We start from the raw sequence: 433 nt of genomic DNA, 5'->3' as shown, positions 1-433 counted from the left end.
GGCGTCGTTGGCGCCGTCGCCGCACATGGCGACCAGGCGGCCGTCGTTCTGTTCGTGGCGAATGCGCGCCAGCTTTTTCTCCGGCGTGGCTTCAGCCAGCACGTCATCCACCCCGGCCTCCGCGGCAATGGCGGCGGCGGTCAGCGGGTTGTCACCGGTCACCATCACGGTGCGGATCCCCAGCTTGCGCAGCTCGGCGAAACGCTCGCGGATACCGGGCTTGACCACGTCCTTGAGGTGAATGGCGCCGAGCAGCTTGCCCTCGGCGCACACCAGCAACGGCGTGCCGCCACTCTGGGCGATCTTGTCGATCTCCCGGGACAGCGCCGGGGCCAGGTCGCCACGTTGCAGACCGACGAAAGCCAGTACCGAATCCACCGCGCCCTTGCGATAGACCCGCCCCTGATAGTCGACACCGGACAGCCGGGTTTCA

At 67.9% G+C, this 433-nt stretch carries 1 protein-coding gene; it reads right to left on the bottom strand.

Going from position 1 to position 433, the window contains the following annotated elements; genetic code table 11:
* Window positions 1–433, bottom strand: a 433-nt coding sequence (locus J4E58_RS31800) for an HAD-IC family P-type ATPase (RefSeq protein WP_207255375.1), incomplete at both ends; no start/stop codon positions are given.

The sequence above is a fragment of the Pseudomonas sp. FW305-25 genome, assembly GCF_017351415.1.
Lineage (GTDB): Bacteria > Pseudomonadota > Gammaproteobacteria > Pseudomonadales > Pseudomonadaceae > Aquipseudomonas > Aquipseudomonas chlororaphis.
The sequence above is the reverse complement of the archived record's forward strand: the minus strand, read 5'-3'. Positions and strand labels throughout refer to the sequence as shown.